Source organism: Streptococcus sp. GMD1S, from assembly GCF_000296875.1.
Taxonomy (GTDB): domain Bacteria; phylum Bacillota; class Bacilli; order Lactobacillales; family Streptococcaceae; genus Streptococcus.
In genome coordinates this window covers 14,364-30,486 of the sequence record NZ_AJQY01000009.1, presented here as the reverse complement: position 1 = coordinate 30,486, position 16,123 = coordinate 14,364, and the positions used below count along the sequence as shown (strand labels likewise).

The window sequence follows — 16,123 nt, the reverse complement described above, 5'->3', positions numbered from 1 at the left end:
AGGAAACTTTATACGGAGGAAAGAAATGGACTTGGGTGATAATGAGCTAACGCTGACCCCTATCCCTGGGAAGAGTGGCAAAGCTTATATGGGAAGCTACCCTGATGGGAAGCGCGTCTTTGTAAAAATGAACACCTCTCCAATCCTACCTGGCCTAGCCAGAGAACAAATCGCTCCTCAATTACTATGGACTCGTCGTTTAGCGGATGGTCGTGATATGTGTGCTCAGGAATGGCTGACGGGTAAAATCTTGACCCCTTACGATATGAATCGCAAGCAGATTATCAATATCTTGAACCGCCTTCACCGCTCGCGTCCCTTGATGAAGCAGTTGAGCCGTTTGGGATATACCATGGAAACACCAGTTGATTTGCTACGTTCTTGGCAGCAAGGAGTTCCAGAAATCTTGAAGCAGAATCACTATTTGAACAGTGTGATTGCGGAACTAGGTAAGACGGTTCCAGGTTTTAGGGAAGACCATGCAACGATTGTGCATGGGGATCTTCGTCATAGTAATTGGATTGAGACGGAGAGTGGACTCGTTTATCTAGTGGATTGGGATTCGGTTCGTCTGACGGATCGTATGTTTGATGTGGCGCATTTGCTATGCCACTACATTCCAGATCATCAGTGGCGTCAATGGTTGAGAGACTACGGCTATAAGTACAATCAGACAGTGTTAGATAAATTGTATTGGTATGGTCAGTATTCTTATTTGAACCAGATTGCCAAATACTGTGAAAATCAAGATTTAGACAATGTAAACCGGGAGATTTACGCCTTGCGTGTCTTCCGCGATAAGTATGGAAAGAAGAGATGAGAGTTAGAAATCGTAAAGGGGCGACAGAATTACTAGAGGCCAATCCTCAGTATGTGGTCCTCAATCCCTTGGAAGCTAAAGGGAAATGGCGAGACTTGTTTGGAAATGATCATCCTATTCATGTAGAGGTTGGAAGTGGGAAAGGGGCCTTCGTATCCGGAATGGCCAAGCAAAATCCTGACATCAACTACATCGGGATTGATATCCAAAAGTCGGTATTGAGTTATGCCTTGGATAAGGTATTAGAAGTTGGAGTGCCCAACATCAAGTTGCTGTGGGTAGATGGTTCAGATCTGACCGACTACTTTGAAGACGGTGAGATTGATCGTCTCTACCTAAACTTTTCAGATCCCTGGCCTAAAAAACGCCATGAAAAACGTCGTTTGACTTACAAGAGTTTCTTGGATACCTTCAAGCGCATCTTGCCTGAGAATGGGGAAATCCATTTCAAGACAGATAACCGTGGCTTGTTTGAGTACAGTCTAGTGAGCTTTTCTCAGTATGGGATGAAACTCAATGGTGTTTGGCTGGACTTGCATGCCAGTGATTTTGAAGGCAATGTCATGACAGAGTATGAGCAAAAATTCTCCAGCAAAGGTCAAGTGATCTATCGAGTTGAAGCAGAATTTTAAGAAATAGCTTGAAAACCAGCTGTTTGAGTGCTAATGCTTTACATAAATTGACAAACGTGCTATACTGATAGTAAGAATATGAGAAAGAGAGGCGGGGAAATATCTTCGCCTCTTGCTTATGAGGAGGTGGACGCAATCGCAACAATCGTAGAATTAGTCAGAGAAGTTGTAGAACCTGTCATCCAAGCGCCTTTCGAGCTCGTGGATATCGAGTATGGAAAGATTGGCAGTGACATGATTCTCAGTATTTTTGTAGATAAACCCGAAGGAATTACCTTGAACGACACGGCAGACCTGACAGAAATCATCAGTCCTGTTCTTGATACTATCAAGCCTGATCCCTTCCCAGAACAATATTTCCTAGAAATCACCAGTCCAGGCTTGGAACGTCCTTTGAAAACCAAGGATGCTGTCGCTGGAGCGGTTGGGAAATACATTCATGTCGGGCTCTACCAAGCCATCGATAAACAAAAAGTCTTTGAAGGAACTTTGGTATCCTTTGAAGAGGATGAGTTGACCATGGAATATATGGACAAGACACGTAAGAAAACCGTCCAAATTCCATACAGTTTAGTATCAAAAGCACGTTTAGCAGTAAAACTATAGAAAAGAAAGGATAGCTTTTGAGGATTCAAAAGTAAAAAGAACATGAGTAAAGAAATGCTAGAGGCCTTCCGCATTTTGGAAGAAGACAAGGGAATCAAAAAAGAAGACATCATCGACGCAGTAGTAGAGTCGCTTCGTTCCGCTTATCGCAGACGCTATGGTCAATCTGATAGCGTAGCCATCGACTTCAATGAAAAAACAGGTGACTTTACTGTCTATACTGTTCGTGAAGTGGTTGATGAAGTATTTGATAGCCGTTTGGAAATCAGCTTGAAAGATGCTCTTGCCATTAATTCAGCCTATGAACTTGGTGACAAAATCAAGTTTGAAGAAGCACCTGCTGAGTTTGGTCGTGTAGCAGCCCAATCTGCTAAACAAACCATCATGGAAAAAATGCGCAAGCAAACACGTGCCATCACTTACAATACTTATAAAGAACATGAACAAGAAATCATGTCTGGTACAGTAGAACGATTTGACAACCGCTTTATCTATGTCAATCTCGGCAGCATCGAAGCCCAATTGTCAAAACAAGACCAAATCCCTGGAGAAGTTTTTGCTTCCCACGACCGTATCGAAGTCTACGTTTACAAGGTTGAAGACAATCCTCGTGGTGTCAATGTCTTTGTTAGCCGAAGCCATCCAGAAATGATCAAACGCTTGATGGAGCAAGAAATTCCAGAAGTTTACGATGGAACTGTTGAAATCATGAGCGTAGCCCGCGAAGCTGGTGACCGTACCAAAGTTGCCGTTCGTAGCCACAATCCAAACGTGGACGCTATCGGGACAATCGTTGGACGTGGTGGTGCCAACATCAAGAAAATAACCAGCAAATTCCACCCAGCTCGTTACGATGCCAAGAGCGACCGCATGATTCCTGTCGAAGAAAACATCGACGTTATCGAGTGGGTAGCAGATCCAGCTGAGTTTATTTACAATGCCATCGCACCTGCAGAGGTTGACCAAGTTATCTTTGATGAAAACGACAGCAAACGTGCCTTGGTCGTTGTGCCTGATAACAAGCTTTCTCTTGCCATCGGTCGTCGTGGACAAAACGTTCGCTTGGCGGCTCATTTGACAGGTTACCGTATCGATATCAAGTCTGCCAGTGAGTTTGAAGCTATGGAAGAAGCAGGTCAAGTGGATTACGCAGCTGCGGACGAATTGATCGAAGAATAAAAGCTGCTAGAGGAGGGAAAGATGAAAACAAGAAAAATCCCTTTGCGCAAGTCTGTTGTATCCAACGAAGTGATTGATAAGCGTGATTTGCTCCGCATTGTCAAGAACAAAGAAGGGCAAGTCTTTATCGATCCGACAGGCAAGGCCAATGGTCGTGGCGCTTATATCAAGCTAGACAATGCAGAAGCCCTAGAGGCCAAAAAGAAGAGAGTCTTTAACCGCAGCTTTAACATGGAAGTGGAAGAAAGCTTTTATGACGAGTTGATTGCTTATGTGGATCACAAAGTGAAAAGAAGAGAGTTAGGACTTGAATAAGCAAAAGATAAGTAATCTCTTGGGACTTGCTCAACGAGCAGGCCGGATCATATCAGGAGAGGAATTGGTGGTTAAAGCCATCCAAGACCAGAAAGCCAAGCTAGTCTTTCTAGCCCATGATGCTGGTCCCAATCTGACCAAGAAGATTCAAGATAAAAGTGACTATTATCAAGTAGAAGTTATAACCGTGTTTTCAACACTGGAATTAAGCATAGCAGTCGGAAAATCGAGAAAGGTTTTGGCTGTGACAGATGCTGGATTTACAAAGAAAATGAGGTCTCTTATGGAATAGAAGAGGAGGACATGATTTGTCTAAGAAAAGATTGTACGAAATCGCAAAAGAACTTGGAAAAGAAAGTAAAGAAGTTGTAGCGCGTGCAAAAGAGTTGGGCTTGGATGTGAAAAGCCACTCATCGAGCGTGGAAGCTGCTGCTGCTGAGCAAATCGCAGCGAGCTTTAAATCTGCACCTGCTCCTAAGGCAGAAGCAAAACCTGCAGCACCAAAAGCAAGTGTAGAAAAGAAAGCAGAAAAGCCTGTATCAGCTAAACCAGTAGCCGCTAAGGAAGAAAGCAAATCAGCTACACCTGCAGCTCCTAAGGAAGAAAAAGTAGTGGCCGCAAGACCACAGAGTCGAAACTTCAAGGCGGAGCGTGAGGCGCGTGCCAAAGAGCAGGCAGAGCGACGCAAACAAAACAAGGGCAACAACCGTGACCAACAACAAAACGGCAACCGTCAGAAAAATGACGGCCGTAATGGTGGTAAACCTGGTCAAGGGAACCGCGACAATCGCCGATTTAACGACCAAGGGAAAAAACCACAAGGTCAAGGAAATCGTGGCAATGATCGCCGTCTGCAACAAGACTTCCAGCCAAAACAAGCTGGGCCACGTGTTGACTTTAAAGCCCGTGCAGCAGCCCTAAAAGCAGAGCAAAATGCAGAGTACGCACGCTCAAGCGAGGAGCGCTTCAAACAATCGCAAGCAGCCAAAGAAGCCTTGGCTCAAGCTAACAAACGCAAGGAGCCAGAGGAAATCTTTGAAGAAGCTGCTAAGCTAGCTGAACAAACGCAGCCAGCAGTAACAGTAGCTCCTGTAGCGAAAGAAGCGCCAGTGGATACACGTCGTAAAAAACAAGCTCGACCAGACAAAGAACGTGACGATTATGATCACGAAGAAGATGGTCCTAGAAAACAACAAAAGAATCGAAGTAGTCAGAATCAAGTGAGAAATCAAAGAAATAGTAACTGGAATAACAACAAGAAAAATAAAAAAGGGAACAAGCAAAACAACCGTAACCAGGCTCCAAAACCTGTTACAGAGCGTAAGTTCCACGAATTGCCAACAGAATTTGAGTATACAGATGGTATGACTGTTGCGGAAATCGCAAAACGGATCAAACGTGAACCAGCTGAAATCGTTAAGAAACTCTTTATGATGGGTGTCATGGCCACACAAAACCAATCCTTGGATGGGGAAACCATTGAACTCCTCATGGTGGATTACGGTATTGAAGCCAAACAAAAGGTTGAAGTGGATAATGCCGACATCGAACGTTTCTTTGTCGAAGATGACTATCTTAACGAAGATGAATTGGTTGAGCGTCCACCAGTTGTAACCATCATGGGACACGTTGACCATGGTAAGACAACCCTCTTGGATACCCTTCGTAACTCTCGTGTAGCGACAGGTGAAGCAGGTGGTATCACGCAGCATATCGGTGCCTACCAAATCGTGGAAAATGGCAAGAAGATTACCTTCCTTGATACACCAGGACACGCGGCCTTTACCTCTATGCGTGCGCGTGGTGCATCTGTTACCGATATTACTATCTTGGTTGTAGCGGCCGATGATGGGGTTATGCCTCAGACTATCGAAGCCATCAACCACTCAAAAGCGGCCAACGTTCCAATCATCGTAGCTATCAACAAGATTGATAAACCAGGTGCCAACCCAGAACGCGTTATCGGTGAATTGGCAGAGCATGGTGTCATGTCAACAGCTTGGGGCGGAGATTCTGAATTTGTTGAAATCTCAGCTAAATTCAACCAAAATATCGAAGAATTGTTGGAAACAGTCCTTCTTGTGGCTGAAATCCAAGAACTCAAAGCAGACCCAACAGTGCGTGCTATCGGTACGGTTATCGAAGCGCGCTTGGATAAAGGAAAAGGTGCAGTCGCAACCCTTCTTGTCCAACAAGGTACCTTGAATGTCCAAGACCCAATCGTTGTCGGAAATACCTTCGGTCGTGTCCGTGCTATGACCAATGACCTTGGTCGTCGTGTCAAGGTTGCAGGCCCATCAACACCAGTTTCTATTACAGGTTTGAACGAAGCGCCAATGGCGGGTGACCACTTTGCCGTTTACGAAGATGAAAAATCTGCGCGTGCAGCCGGTGAAGAGCGTGCGAAACGTGCCCTCATGAAACAACGCCAAGCTACCCAACGTGTCAGCCTTGAAAACCTCTTTGATACACTTAAAGCTGGTGAGCTCAAGTCAGTTAATATCATCATCAAGGCCGACGTACAAGGTTCTGTTGAAGCCCTTTCTGCCTCCCTTCAAAAGATTGACGTAGAAGGTGTCAAAGTTACCATCGTTCACTCAGCGGTCGGTGCCATCAATGAATCTGACGTGACTCTTGCCGAAGCTTCAAATGCCTTTATCGTTGGTTTCAACGTACGCCCTACACCACAAGCGCGTCAACAAGCGGAAGCTGACGATGTAGAAATCCGTCTCCACAGCATTATCTACAAGGTTATCGAAGAGATGGAAGAAGCCATGAAAGGGATGCTTGACCCAGAATTTGAAGAAAAAGTTATCGGTGAAGCAGTTATCCGTGAAACCTTTAAGGTATCTAAAGTGGGAACTATCGGTGGATTCATGGTTATCAACGGTAAGGTTACCCGTGACTCGAAAGTCCGTGTTATCCGTGACGGTGTCGTTATCTATGACGGTGAACTCGCAAGCTTGAAACACTACAAAGACGACGTCAAAGAAGTTACAAACGGTCGTGAAGGTGGATTGATGATTGATGGCTACAATGATATCAAGACTGATGATGTGATTGAGGCTTATGTCATGGAAGAAATCAAACGATAATAGAGAAACGATAGCCAATTTGACTCGTCGTCAACAGCGCCTTGATGAACCCTTAGTTCTATCTAAGGCTTATTTCCTAGATTCAAATGGCTCTAGTTCCTCTATCTAACAGAAATAGCTAGGTCTGCTGGCCTAGCTTTTGGTTCAAAGTAGAGAAAGGAATATCATGGCAAATCATTTCCGTACGGATCGTGTGGGCATGGAAATCAAGCGTGAAGTCAATGAGATTTTGCAAAAGAAAGTCCGTGATCCACGTGTCCAAGGTGTGACCATTACAGATGTTCAGATGCTAGGTGATTTGTCTGTTGCCAAGGTTTACTACACCATTTTGAGTAACCTTGCTTCGGATAACCAAAAAGCTCAAATCGGGCTTGAAAAAGCAACTGGTACCATCAAACGTGAACTTGGTCGCAATTTGAAATTGTACAAAATCCCAGATTTGACCTTCGTCAAAGACGAATCCATCGAATATGGAAACAAGATTGACGAAATGCTACGCAATCTGGATAAGAACTAAGAAAGAGGGGATACCCCTCTTTTTTCTTGTCAGAGTAGTCTATTTGTTAATCATCAATATGTTGCCTTTGTAAAACGCAGTTTAAAAAATTTGTAAATTTCAAATAGTATGATATGATAAAGCTTGATATAAATGAAAAACGGAGAGACATATGGCTAAACAAGATATAGCTATGCAAGTGCTGCAACAAGTGGTAAAATTACCCGTAGTCAAAGTTGATCGAGAGAAATTTTTAGTAGAAAAGTTTTCAAAGGAATTAGACCGTAAGGATATTCCAACTTTGATTGAACAAGGACCGACGGCTTTATTACCCCAGGAAAGCTTGGATAGAGTGGCCAAGGCCTGTATTAAGGATAATGTCCTGTTAGCCAGTGGAACTTCGGTTTTGGCAGGTCTACCTGGAGGGATTCTCATGGCGATCACTATCCCAACAGACGTAGCTCAGTTTTATGGTTTTTCATTGAAATTAGCTCAAGAACTAGGGTATATTTACGGATTTGATGATCTCTGGGCATCGCGCAATGAGTTAAGCGAGGAAGCTAAAAACACACTTCTACTGTACCTCGGTGTGATGCTGGGAGTAAATGGTACAGCTGCATTGCTTCGAGCGGGAGGTGTTGCGGTTGCTAAGCAAGTGATGAAAACCGTTCCTCAGAAAGCCTTGACAAAGACCCTCTGGTATCCGATTTTGAAAAAAGTTTTGAAAATTTTTGGTGTTAATCTGACAAAAGGAGGCCTAGCCAAAGGAATGGGGAAATTCATTCCTATCCTAGGTGGTATTATTTCAGGTGGCTTAACCTTTGCGACCATGAAACCGATGGGGGAAAGCTTGCAACAGGAGTTATCTAAATTAGTTAACTATAATGAAGAACAATATCAAGAAGACATAGAAACTATCCGAAAAGAAGCTGAAATCATCGAAGGTGAGTAATATGGGATTCATTAAAATTCTGACCAAGACTTACGGGAATTACTTTTTTGTGATGCAAAGCATCAAAGTCCTGAAGAACATGAAAAAAGATGACAATGCTCTAGTAGGTTTCGGGAAAGTACTGCTTGCTGACAAGCTGATGGATGTAGCCCAGTGGCTCGCAAAACCAGATGATAAGGAATAACTTGAAATGAAAGAAACTAGCAGGAACTACGCTGCTAGTTTTTTAATCTCTTCCCATATGGTATAATATAAGCAGTAAAATCATTTTATACTCTTCGAAAATCTCTTCAAACCACGTCAGCTTCACCTTGCCGTAGGTATGGTTACTGACTTCGTCAGTTCTATCCACAACCTCAAAACACTGTTTTGAGCAACCTGTGGCTAGCTTCCTAGTTTGCTCTTTGATTTTCATTGAGTATTAGAACATACAATGGAGGTCGTCATGGACAATATCATCGATGTATCAATTCCCGTTGCAGAAGTGGTAGACAAGCACCCGGAAGTCTTGGAAATCCTAGTGGAGCTTGGTTTTAAACCACTTGCTAATCCCTTGATGCGCAACACAGTCGGTCGCAAAGTATCGCTTAAGCAGGGTTCTAAACTTGAAGGAACTCCTATGGACAAGATTGTCCGCACACTGGAAGCGAATGGTTACGAAGTGATTGGATTAGACTAATGGCAGATGAACGGATTCATATCCTACGGGATATTTTGTTAGAATTGCACAACGGCGCCTCTCCCGAGTCAGTTCAGGAGCGTTTTGATGCGACTTTTACGGGTGTTTCAGCCATTGAGATTTCCCTCATGGAGCACGAGCTGATGAACTCAGACTCAGGTGTCACCTTTGAAGATGTCATGGAACTCTGCGATGTCCATGCTAATCTTTTTAAAAATGCTGTTAAGGGCGTCGAAGTAGAGGATACTGAACACCCTGGCCATCCCGTTCGCGTCTTCAAGGATGAAAATCTGGCTCTCCGTGCAGCTTTGATTCGCATTCGGAGACTGTTGGATACCTATGAGTCTATGGAAGATGAGGAAATGCTGGCAGAGATGCGCAAGGGCTTGGTCCGTCAAATGGGGCTGTTGGGGCAATTTAACATCCATTATCAGCGCAAGGAAGAGCTCTTTTTTCCCATCATGGAGCGCTATGGTCACGATTCACCTCCTAAAGTCATGTGGGGGGTGGATGACCAGATCAGAGAACTCTTTCAGACAGCTCTAGCGACGGCTAAGGCACTACCAGAAGTGGCGATTTCCACTGTAAAGGAGGCCTTTGAAGCTTTTGCGACAGAGTTTGAAAGTATGATTTTCAAGGAAGAGTCCATCCTTCTCATGATTCTTCTTGAGTCGTTCACCCAGGATGACTGGATTCAGATTGCGGAGGAGAGCGATGCCTACGGCTATGCCATCATCCGTCCGTCTGAAAAATGGGTGCCAGAACGACAGAGTTTCGTTGAGGAAAAGAGTGCAGAGGAGCCCGTGCAGCTGGACACGGCTGAAGGTCAAGTTCAGCAAGTTATCGATACACCAGAAGGCCAGTTCACCATTACCTTTACCCCTAAGGAAAAGGAAGCAGTGCTGGACCGTCATAGTCAACAGGCTTTTGGCAATGGTTATCTCTCCGTCGAGCAGGCCAATCTCATCCTCAATCACCTCCCTATGGAGATCACTTTTGTCAATAAAGACGATATTTTTCAGTATTACAATGACAATACGCCAGCTGATGAGATGATTTTCAAACGGACGCCGTCCCAAGTCGGGCGCAATGTAGAACTCTGCCATCCGCCCAAATATCTAGAAAAGGTGAAGGCCGTTATGCAAGGTCTTCGTGAAGGGGTCAAGGACAAGTATGAAATGTGGTTCAAGTCAGATTCGCGAGGCAAGTTTGTCCACATTACCTATGCTGCGGTACACGATGAAAACGGGGAATTCCAAGGCGTGTTGGAGTATGTTCAGGATATCCAGCCCTACCGAGAGATTGATACGGACTTCTTCCGTGGATTAGAATAAGGAGAATCAATGAGTTACGAACAGGAATTTATGAAGGAATTTGAAGCTTGGGTCAATACCCAGATCATGATCAACGACATGGCGCACAAGGAAAGTCAAAAGGTCTACGAAGAAGACCAAGACGAACGTGCCAAAGATGCCATGATTCGCTACGAAAGTCGCTTGGATGCCTACCAGTTCTTGCTTGGTAAGTTCGAAAATTTCAAGGCAGGCAAGGGATTCCATGATTTGCCAGAAGGATTGTTTGGTGAGCGAAACTATTAAAATACAGATACTTTCTTGATTTTTTCCCAAAATCTTGATAGAATATCTTTATTAAATCCTTGTCAGAGCAGGGATTTTTTATTGAAAGGATTTTATCATGTCAAAGAAACTCCAACGTAAAAAACAATTGCGAAATAGCCTTCGTCGCTCAGGTGCCTTTTCAAGTACGGTGACCAAAGTTGTCGAAGAGACCAAAAAAGTCGTGAAACACGCAGAAAAATCTGCCAGCGAAGCAGGAAAAGTTGTCTCTAAAAAAGTGGAACAAGCAGTAGAAGCGACCAAGGAACAAGCTCAAAAAGTAGCCAATTCAGTAGAAGATTTCGCAGCTACTTTGGGTGGCCTCTCAGTAGATCGTGCTAAGACTTTCTATGATGAGGGGATCAAGTCGGCTGCTGACTTTAAAAACTGGACTGAAAAAGAACTCCTTGCCTTGAAGGGAATCGGCCCAGCTACCATTAAGAAATTAAAAGAGCACGGAATCAGCTTCAAGTAATCTTTCTTGCCCCTTGCATTTCCGAGAAAAACTTGCTACAATAGAGCCATTAGAGGTGTTTTGGATCCCACATTTTACAGAAAGTGGCGGTGCTGAGAAGTCCACAAATGTGTCAAAACTGGTTGCTGATGGATGAAAAATGAAATAATATTGTCTTTTTATTTATAAAGACGAGAGTTGCGGGCCTTGCCCGAAATTGGGTGGTACCGCGGATAAACACATTCGTCCCTGTCATGGATATGGCAGGGGCGATTTTTTGTAGAAAGCGAGGTAGAAGGATGACAAGAGCAGAGTTGCCAGAACGTTTAGAAACCGAACGGCTAGTCTTACGAGTCCGTACCGTGGCTGATGTTGTGGATATCTTTGACTATGCCAGTAGGTCAGAAGTTTCCTATCCAGCAGGCTTTCCGCCCGTCAAGAGCTTGGAAGATGAGATTTATTATCTGGAGCATACCCTTCCCGAGCGCAATGAAAAGGACAATCTCCCAGCTGGTTACGGCATAGTGGTTAAAGGGACCGATACTATTATCGGCTCTGTTGATTTCCCTCGTCGTCATGAGGATGATGTCTTGGAGATTGGCTATATCTTACATCCAGACTATTGGGGTCTAGGTTATGTTCCAGAAACTGCGAGTACCTTGATTGATTTAGCTTTTAAAGAACTTGGTCTTCACAAGATTGAGCTGACTTGTTTTGGCTACAATGTCCAAAGTCAACGAGTCGCAGAGAAACTTGGCTTTACCTTAGAAGCTCGCATAAGAGACCGCAAAGATGCCCAAGGCAACCGCTGTGACAGTCTGATATATGGCTTGCTGAAGAGTGAGTGGGAGGTGAAAAATGAATAGTCAGATTATTGAGCTCGATAAAGATACTCTAAAGTATATGTTGGATGCTAGTGGAGGTTTTGACGAAAATAATGAGATTTTTAAATTTTTGCTAACAATTTTTGCTTCAAGTGTATCAGAGAATACCCAAAATGAATTGCCAAATCTATTTTCAAAATTCAAACGTCCTTCTCTTCAAACTAAGGCAAATCAAATTATTGGGCAAAATTTGGATGAACTACATTTTTTAGAGTTAGATATACCAAAAACTTTTACATTGAGCAACAGTGGCATTAAACAATTAATCAATTGTGTTAGAAAAGAAATCATGATGAAAATAAGAAACAGTCTATCGTTATATGATAGGAGTTACATGATTATTCAGATGAGTTTGTTAGCAAGCGTGTTAAGTAAAATTACAATGTATTTAAATACAGATTTTATCCAAGAAGAACGTGATTGCATTGATTTTCTTATTAAGCAGTTTAATAGAATAAACACATACACTTTTTTTGATCCCAGAGTGTTTTTAGGAGAATTAAAAACATGTTTAGAGTTGATTGTTAATGAACTTTTAACAATGGAATTATTGGAAGATAGTCAATTTCAGAAAATTCCGTCTATAAATTTTCAAGCTATGTTTGATTTGTTCGGATTATCTTTTTCAATAATTCAGTTAGATAGTTATATCGATGTTTTACCTTTTCTAAAAGAACAAGAAAGAGATGAAATTCAATTCACCAGAGGAGAAGGAATTGTATTTCCAAGCCGAATATTTGAACAATTTTCTAAATATATTAGCGAAACGAGAGATGAGATAGTTATAATTGGAGATAAAAAAATTGATATTATTATGAGATACCTTGAAAAAGTTAAAAAGGTGTCGCCTTCAATTTTAGAAAAATATTTGAGTGTAACGGATGATGAAAGAGCTTTTAAGCTGGGTAATAACTATGTTAGTGTTGCTGAAAGAGACTTACTTGTTAATGATTTAGCTTTAAATCAGAGAATATCTGTAGATACTGCTAAATTGATTATTGAAAATTTAACTCTCAATAATCAAGAGTTTTATAGAAATAAAATTGAAAGTTTAGTAGGTGAACCAAATAAAAGAATGTTTCGTTCCCCTTTAATAAACTTTTCGAATTTCGATGTAGTTCCAGTCTTTTCATTTTTGGAATCTGCTAAATATTTTCCATACAGAATATTACGAACAGATATTTTATATAAAAAAAATGGACAAGAATGGACACGATTAATTAAAGAAAATTTTGACGAGCGTTTATTGCCCAAACTCAAAGATATAGCTTTAAAAATTGATGTTAATGCTAGGACTAATTATTATTTAAATCAATCAAAACATAAAGAAATAAAAAATTTAATAAAATCAAAGAAATTAATGGGAGAAATTGACTTATTCTTTGTATATAATTCTACTTTATATATTTACGATTTAAAAAATTATGGTTTAGCAAGAAATATGAGGCAATGTAAAAGCATTATTAATACTTCAATCTATAAAGAGTTTTCAAAACTACGAAAATTGAAGACCGAGATTGAGGCACATAAGGAACTATTCGAGGCAGAGTTTGGTAGGTTCATTCATATAGAAATTGGAATAGTTACTGTCAATACGACGCCCTATAAATATTTTAAGAATGGTAGAGTTATATCTATGCCAGAACTGCAAATAAATCATAAACTATTGATTTAAATATATTAAGGAGCAAACACATGTCTAAAGAACTTTCACCTAAATACAATCCAGCCGAGGTTGAGGCTGGTCGTTACCAAAAATGGCTTGATGAAGATGTTTTCAAGCCTTCAGGCGATAAAAAGGCTAAGCCATACTCTATCGTGATTCCACCACCAAACGTAACTGGGAAACTTCACCTTGGTCACGCTTGGGATACAACTTTGCAAGATATCATTATCCGTCAAAAACGTATGCAAGGTTTCGACACGCTTTGGCTTCCAGGGATGGACCACGCGGGGATTGCGACTCAGGCTAAGGTTGAGGAGCGCTTGCGTGGCGAGGGCATCAGCCGTTACGACCTTGGTCGTGAAAAATTCCTTGATAAAGTCTGGGAATGGAAAGACGAGTATGCGACGACTATCAAGGAACAATGGGGCAAGATGGGGCTTTCTGTAGACTACTCTCGCGAGCGTTTCACCCTTGACGAAGGTTTGTCAAAAGCTGTTCGCAAGGTCTTTGTGGAGCTTTACAAGAAAGGATGGATTTACCGTGGTGAATTTATCATCAACTGGGACCCAGCAGCTCGTACAGCCCTTTCGGATATCGAGGTGATTCACAAGGATGTGGAAGGTGCCTTCTACCACATGAACTACATGCTAGAAGACGGTTCACGTGCCCTTGAAGTTGCGACAACTCGTCCTGAGACCATGTTTGGGGACGTTGCGGTTGCAGTCAATCCAGAAGACCCACGCTACAAGGACTTGATTGGTAAAAACGTCATCCTTCCAATCGCTAATAAATTGATTCCAATCGTTGGAGATGAGCACGCTGATCCAGAGTTTGGTACTGGTGTCGTGAAAATCACACCTGCCCATGATCCAAACGACTTCTTGGTTGGTCAACGACACAACTTGCCACAAGTCAACGTCATGAACGACGATGGAACCATGAATGACTTGGCCTTCGAATTTGCAGGTATGGATCGTTTTGAAGCTCGTAAGGCAGTCGTTGCTAAGTTGGAAGAAATTGGTGCCCTCGTCAAAATCGAAAAACGTGTCCACAGTGTTGGTCACTCAGAGCGTACAGGTGTTGTGGTTGAGCCACGCTTGTCTACGCAATGGTTCGTCAAGATGGATCAATTGGCGAAAAATGCCATTGCCAACCAAGACACAGACGACAAGGTAGAATTCTACCCACCTCGTTTCAACGATACCTTCCTCCAATGGATGGAAAATGTCCATGACTGGGTAATCTCACGTCAGCTCTGGTGGGGTCACCAAATCCCTGCTTGGTACAATGCTGAGGGTGAAATGTATGTTGGGGAAGAAGCTCCAGAAGGCGACGGATGGACTCAGGATGAAGACGTCTTGGATACGTGGTTTAGTTCTGCCCTTTGGCCATTCTCAACCATGGGCTGGCCTGATGTCGACTCTGAAGACTTCAAACGTTACTTCCCAACTTCAACCTTGGTTACAGGTTACGACATCATCTTCTTCTGGGTATCTCGTATGATCTTCCAATCCTTGGAATTCACTGGCCGTCAGCCATTCCAAAACGTCCTTATCCACGGTCTTATCCGTGACGAGCAAGGACGTAAGATGTCTAAATCTCTTGGTAACGGGATTGACCCAATGGATGTTATCGAGAAATACGGTGCCGATGCCCTTCGTTGGTTCCTTTCAAACGGTTCTGCACCAGGGCAAGACGTGCGCTTCTCTTACGAGAAAATGGATGCTTCATGGAACTTCATTAACAAAATTTGGAACATCTCTCGCTACATCCTCATGAACAATGAAGGCTTGACTCTTGACCAAGCAACTGCCAATGTCGAAAAAGTTGTTAACAAGGAAGCTGGAAATGTCACTGACCGCTGGATTCTGCACAACCTCAATGAAACCATCGGCAAAGTCACTGAAAACTTTGATAAGTTTGAGTTTGGTGTTGCTGGACACATCCTCTACAACTTTATCTGGGATGAGTTTGCGGACTGGTATGTTGAGTTGACCAAGGAAGTCCTTTATAGCGATAACGAAGATGAAAAAGTCATCACACGTTCTGTTCTCCTTTACACATTGGACAAGATCCTTCGTCTCCTTCACCCAATCATGCCATTCGTGACAGAGGAAATCTTTGGACAAATCTCAGAAGGCTCTATCGTTACAGCGGAATACCCAACTGTCAATCCAGCCTTTGAAGACCTTGCGGCTCACACAGGTGTGGAAAGTCTTAAAGACTTGATCCGTGCTGTTCGTAATGCGCGTGCAGAAGTAAACGTCGCTCCAAGCAAGCCAATCACCATTCTTGTTAAGACAAGCGATAGCGACTTGGAAGCTTTCTTTAACAGCAATGTCAACTACATCAAACGCTTCACAAATCCAGAGCGCTTGGAAATCGCATCAACCATCCCTGCACCTGAACTCGCTATGTCAAGCGTCATCACAGGAGCAGAAATCTACTTGCCACTGGCAGACCTCCTCAATGTCGAAGAAGAACTGGCTCGTCTCGACAAGGAACTGGCTAAATGGCAAAAAGAACTGGATATGGTCGGTAAGAAACTCTCTAACGAACGCTTCGTAGCCAATGCTAAACCAGAAGTCGTTCAAAAAGAACGCGACAAACAAGCTGACTATCAAGCCAAATACGATGCGACCGTAGCACGTATTGATGAGATGAAGAAGTTGGTGAAATAAACATAGAAACACGGTGGTAAGCCGTGTTTTTTTGGTATAATGAAAATA

The 16,123-nt window shown here is 42.7% G+C and carries 17 protein-coding genes; all 17 read left to right on the top strand.

What is annotated here, in order from left to right; all coding sequences use genetic code 11:
* The first annotated feature begins 25 nt into the window (after positions 1 to 25).
* The 17 genes from ccrZ to GMD1S_RS02445 all read left to right on the top strand — a co-directional run bounded on the left by ccrZ (position 26) and on the right by GMD1S_RS02445 (position 16,075).
* Positions 26 to 820, top strand: coding sequence for a cell cycle regulator CcrZ (ccrZ, locus tag GMD1S_RS02530; RefSeq protein ID WP_000363014.1), 795 nt, complete (start codon positions 26 to 28; stop codon positions 818 to 820).
* The gene (trmB, locus tag GMD1S_RS02525; RefSeq protein ID WP_001266088.1) at positions 817 to 1,452 is read left to right on the top strand and encodes a tRNA (guanosine(46)-N7)-methyltransferase TrmB; all 636 of its coding nucleotides are present in this window, start codon (positions 817 to 819) and stop codon (positions 1,450 to 1,452) included. The genes ccrZ and trmB overlap by 4 nt, the downstream gene beginning before the upstream one ends.
* Before the next feature lie 126 nt (positions 1,453 to 1,578).
* Positions 1,579 to 2,058 (top strand): ribosome maturation factor RimP, encoded by a 480-nt coding sequence (gene rimP / locus GMD1S_RS02520; RefSeq protein WP_000338695.1) that lies wholly within the window; start codon positions 1,579 to 1,581, stop codon positions 2,056 to 2,058.
* A gap of 42 nt (positions 2,059 to 2,100) precedes the next feature.
* Positions 2,101 to 3,237 (top strand): transcription termination factor NusA, encoded by a 1,137-nt coding sequence (gene nusA, locus GMD1S_RS02515; RefSeq protein WP_000032277.1) that lies wholly within the window; start codon positions 2,101 to 2,103, stop codon positions 3,235 to 3,237.
* Positions 3,238 to 3,258: 21 nt separating this feature from the next.
* Positions 3,259 to 3,552 carry an RNase P modulator RnpM gene (gene rnpM / locus GMD1S_RS02510; protein WP_000857564.1) on the top strand — a complete coding sequence of 98 codons (294 nt, stop codon included), beginning with the start codon at positions 3,259 to 3,261 and terminating at the stop codon, positions 3,550 to 3,552.
* The gene (locus GMD1S_RS02505; protein WP_001041396.1) at positions 3,545 to 3,844 is read left to right on the top strand and encodes a YlxQ-related RNA-binding protein; all 300 of its coding nucleotides are present in this window, start codon (positions 3,545 to 3,547) and stop codon (positions 3,842 to 3,844) included. The genes rnpM and GMD1S_RS02505 overlap by 8 nt, the downstream gene beginning before the upstream one ends.
* Before the next feature lie 16 nt (positions 3,845 to 3,860).
* The gene (infB, locus tag GMD1S_RS02500; protein ID WP_000039179.1) at positions 3,861 to 6,647 is read left to right on the top strand and encodes a translation initiation factor IF-2; all 2,787 of its coding nucleotides are present in this window, start codon (positions 3,861 to 3,863) and stop codon (positions 6,645 to 6,647) included.
* 166 nt (positions 6,648 to 6,813) lie between these two features.
* Positions 6,814 to 7,164 (top strand): 30S ribosome-binding factor RbfA, encoded by a 351-nt coding sequence (gene rbfA / locus GMD1S_RS02495; RefSeq protein ID WP_001273601.1) that lies wholly within the window; start codon positions 6,814 to 6,816, stop codon positions 7,162 to 7,164.
* Between the two features lie 151 nt (positions 7,165 to 7,315).
* Positions 7,316 to 8,095, top strand: coding sequence for a hypothetical protein (locus GMD1S_RS02490; RefSeq protein WP_001118425.1), 780 nt, complete (start codon positions 7,316 to 7,318; stop codon positions 8,093 to 8,095).
* A gap of 1 nt (position 8,096) precedes the next feature.
* Positions 8,097 to 8,279 carry a hypothetical protein gene (locus GMD1S_RS02485; RefSeq protein WP_000505783.1) on the top strand — a complete coding sequence of 61 codons (183 nt, stop codon included), beginning with the start codon at positions 8,097 to 8,099 and terminating at the stop codon, positions 8,277 to 8,279.
* A 261-nt stretch (positions 8,280 to 8,540) separates the two neighbouring features.
* Positions 8,541 to 8,774, top strand: a complete 234-nt coding sequence (locus GMD1S_RS02475; protein ID WP_000368739.1) for a DUF1858 domain-containing protein — start codon at positions 8,541 to 8,543, stop codon at positions 8,772 to 8,774.
* Entirely contained in the window at positions 8,774 to 10,108 is a 1,335-nt protein-coding gene (locus GMD1S_RS02470) for a DUF438 domain-containing protein (RefSeq protein ID WP_000752872.1), read from the top strand. The genes GMD1S_RS02475 and GMD1S_RS02470 overlap by 1 nt, the downstream gene beginning before the upstream one ends.
* A 9-nt stretch (positions 10,109 to 10,117) precedes the next feature.
* Complete coding sequence (locus tag GMD1S_RS02465; RefSeq protein WP_000119707.1) at positions 10,118 to 10,372, top strand: DUF1912 family protein; 255 nt, start codon at positions 10,118 to 10,120, stop codon at positions 10,370 to 10,372.
* 97 nt (positions 10,373 to 10,469) lie between these two features.
* The gene (locus tag GMD1S_RS02460) at positions 10,470 to 10,865 is read left to right on the top strand and encodes a helix-hairpin-helix domain-containing protein (RefSeq protein ID WP_000038699.1); all 396 of its coding nucleotides are present in this window, start codon (positions 10,470 to 10,472) and stop codon (positions 10,863 to 10,865) included.
* Positions 10,866 to 11,143: 278 nt separating this feature from the next.
* Positions 11,144 to 11,710, top strand: coding sequence for a GNAT family N-acetyltransferase (locus GMD1S_RS02455; protein ID WP_000196179.1), 567 nt, complete (start codon positions 11,144 to 11,146; stop codon positions 11,708 to 11,710).
* Complete coding sequence (locus GMD1S_RS02450) at positions 11,703 to 13,403, top strand: hypothetical protein (protein ID WP_001088062.1); 1,701 nt, start codon at positions 11,703 to 11,705, stop codon at positions 13,401 to 13,403. Before GMD1S_RS02455 ends, GMD1S_RS02450 begins: the two co-directional genes overlap by 8 nt.
* A gap of 20 nt (positions 13,404 to 13,423) precedes the next feature.
* Entirely contained in the window at positions 13,424 to 16,075 is a 2,652-nt protein-coding gene (locus GMD1S_RS02445) for a valine--tRNA ligase (protein ID WP_000032179.1), read from the top strand.
* Positions 16,076 to 16,123 lie beyond the last annotated feature (48 nt).